This is a genomic window from Kitasatospora griseola (genome assembly GCF_014648555.1).
In the GTDB taxonomy this organism is placed as follows: Bacteria; Actinomycetota; Actinomycetes; order Streptomycetales; family Streptomycetaceae; genus Kitasatospora; species Kitasatospora griseola.
The window spans coordinates 1-2,851 of record NZ_BMRI01000056.1 but is presented as its reverse complement, the minus strand read 5'-3'; the positions used below and the strand labels follow the sequence as shown (position 1 = coordinate 2,851).

Sequence of the window (2,851 nt, the reverse complement as noted above, 5' to 3'; positions counted from 1 at the left end):
GCACAGTGCTCCGCCAACGCGAGGCGCACCGCCGGCTCCGGATCCTCCGCCAGCAGCGCCACCGCCTCGCCCGGCAGGTGCTCCAACGCCGCCACCGCACGCCGCACCAGCGGATGCGCCGAGCGGGCCAGCCGCAGCAACTCCGCCGGATCGCCCTGCCGTTCGGCCACCCACGGCAGCTCCGGCACCGCGTCCGACGCCCCGAAATCCACTGCGGAGCGCTGCTGTTCCGTCAGATCCGGCCGTATCGACACCGCCAGGCGCACCGCCGCGTCCGGGTCGACCGCCAGCGCCAGCGCCAGGTCCGTCGGCAGCTGCGGATTGCCCGCCGCCGCCCGGCGGATCCGCGGATCGTCGTCCAGCACCAGCCACTCGCCGAGCGCCCGCTCCAGGGCGGCCCCCGCCGCCGTGCGCTCCCGGCGCACCGGGTCGCTCTCCGCGATGTACCCGGCCAGCGTCACCGGCAGCGGACGCTCCACCCGCAGCGCGCGCTGCACCGCCGCCCGCACCGCCGGATCGCGGTCCGCCCGCAGCGCCGTGCGCACCCGGGCCGGCAGCCGCGCCCAGCTGTCCGCGCCCACCGCCGCCGCCCGCACCAGCGGCGAACCGTCCTGCGCCAGGTTCACCAGCAGCTCCTCCGGCAGGCCCACGGCACCCGGCACCCGGCGGCGGGTGTCCGGATCGCGGTCGTCCGCCAGCGCCGTGAGCGCCCGCTCCGGCAGTGGCACCCGGTGCGCCGCCGACGCCGCGGCCCGGCGCACCCGGCGCTCACGGTCGCCGGCCAGCACCGCCAGTACTGCCGGCGACAGCCCGGGCCGCTCCGCCAGTGCCGCCCGGACCCACCAGTGCCGGTGCCGCAGCGCCGCCTCCAGCACCCGGTCGGGCAGCTCCGGCCGACGCGCCGGCCAGCTCGCGCCCTCGCCCTCGGACGTGTCGTCCAACAGCCGGACCAGCACCTCGGACGGGGCCGCCGGATTGGTCGCCAGACCGGCGCGCCACGCCCTTCCCGGCACCGGGCCGGACAACGGACGCCAGACGGCGGCGGGCTGATGGGCGCTCAGATCGAGCACGTGTAGTACCTCCCCCGGAACGGCAAACGTCACCGAGCCTACCCGCGTGGTGGCGCTCCGTGCACGGGATCACACCAGGCCCACACCCTTGGAATGCGGGACAAATCCCAGGATGTGGGAAGTGTGTGCGCGATGCGGACCGCCGGGGGGGAAAGCGGACCGACCACCCCTGTTTCGTGGCACCCGGTGCCACGAAAGAGGGGTGGCGGTGCGTCAGGAACGGGGCACCAGGCGGAAGGTGAGCACCCGCCCGCCCTCCTCGCTGGTCACCAGCTGCACCCGGGCCCCGATCGGCACCGCGCCCGGCAGCCCACCGAGCACCGACGCCTGCACGGTGAAGCCCTCGTCCAGCACGATCAGGTATGGGCGCCCGAGCAGCGGGCCCCGGCGGGTCGGGCGCAGCAGGCGCTGCACCGTCCCCTGCCCGGACGCCACCGCCGGTTCCAGGTCCGCCGACCCGCACACCGGGCACAGCAGGCAGGTCACCGCGCTGGCCGAGTGGCACCAGTGGCAGCGGAGGTAGTGCAACTCGGTCTCGGTGGCCGGAAGTTCGGGCCGGCCCCGGAACGCGGACGGGGCGAAGTGCGAGCCGAACGGGTCGGCGGCGAGATCGAGGGGGCCGGGGGTGCCGTCGAGGCCGACGGTGATCGTCGGGGCCGTCGTCGGCGCGGCCGGGGCGAGCGTGGGGGTCATGGCCGTCTCCTTGCTGAGCCGGTGTGCGCCGCCGTACCGCCACCCGGGCGGGCGTGCGGTCGGGGCGGTCTGCCAGAAGGGACGGTATGGCACTCAGTGCCCCGTGTAAAGGTACCGAGTGCCAGTCGGTACGTCAGATCATCGGTGTGACGGACGAGGCGTGCCTGGACGGCCGGCGGAGCGGCCGGTCACTGCTCCAGGGCCGCTTCGACACCCTGCACCACCCGCCACATCGGCGTGCCCCGGCGGGCCACCATGACGACCACTTCCTCGTCCTGCGACTCCGACCGGCCCTCGGCCGCGCCGTCGCCCCAGGTGTCGACCACCAACTGCAGCGCCTCGTCCACCGCCGCGCCGACGTCGCCCTCGCCGCCCGAGCGCAGCCAGGACCGCAGCGCGAAGTTGTGCGCCGCGACCACCGCCGCCGCGATCACGTCCGCGCGCAGCGCGCCGTCCGCGCGGGCCGCGTAGCGGGTGCGCAGATGGCCCGCCAGGGTGCGCTCGTAGCGCCACACCACGGAGAGCTCGTGGGTGCGCAGGTTCGGTACCTGCTTGGTCAGTCGGTAGCGGCCGACGGAGAACGACGGGTTCCCCGCGTACATCCGCAGCACCAGCCGGGCCGCGTCGCAGACCTGTGCCACCGGGTCGCCCGACGGGTCGGCCTGCTCCAGGAACGTCGTCATGTCCGCGAGGCAGCCGTCGTGGTCCGGGAAGACCACCGCCTCCTTCGAGGGGAAGTACCGGAAGAACGAGCGCCGGCCGACCCCCGCGAGCGAGACGATGTCGTCGACCGTGGTCTGCTCGAAGCCCCGCTCCGAGAACAGTTCGAACGCCGCTTCCACCAGGGCGTCCCGCATCGTCGGCCGGGTCGCCGCGGTTCCGCCCTGCTCATGCACCTCGCTCATACCCGGACGGTAGCACCGACCCGGGCCGGAAGGCTGGGCGAGACGATACTCAGTGTGCATAATCGAGGGTACTGAGTGCCATCACCGAGGAGACTGCCATGACCCAGGACTTCGACCTCTACCGGCTGGGCGAGGAGCACGAGATGCTCCGTGAGTCGGTGCGTTCGCTGGCGGAGGCGAAGA

The 2,851-nt window shown here is 74.4% G+C and carries 2 protein-coding genes and 1 pseudogene; all 3 read right to left on the bottom strand.

Annotation, left to right across the window (positions count from 1 at the left end; translation table 11 throughout):
- Window positions 1–1,070, bottom strand: a pseudogene (locus IEZ12_RS35470) (PE-PGRS family protein); the annotation flags it as partial.
- Window positions 1,071–1,283: 213 nt separating this feature from the next.
- The gene (locus IEZ12_RS35465) at window positions 1,284–1,763 is read right to left on the bottom strand and encodes a Zn-ribbon domain-containing OB-fold protein (RefSeq protein ID WP_189278279.1); all 480 of its coding nucleotides are present in this window, start codon (window positions 1,761–1,763) and stop codon (window positions 1,284–1,286) included.
- 188 nt (window positions 1,764–1,951) lie between these two features.
- Complete coding sequence (locus tag IEZ12_RS35460) at window positions 1,952–2,668, bottom strand: TetR family transcriptional regulator (protein WP_189278277.1); 717 nt, start codon at window positions 2,666–2,668, stop codon at window positions 1,952–1,954.
- Window positions 2,669–2,851: the final 183 nt, after the last annotated feature.

Excerpts from the sequence above, each read along its gene's own strand:
- IEZ12_RS35465 (WP_189278279.1), bottom strand. The coding sequence starts at position 1,763 with ATGACCCCCACGCTCGCCCCGGCCGCGCCGACGACGGCCCCGACGATC.
- IEZ12_RS35460 (WP_189278277.1), bottom strand. The coding sequence starts at position 2,668 with ATGAGCGAGGTGCATGAGCAGGGCGGAACCGCGGCGACCCGGCCGACG.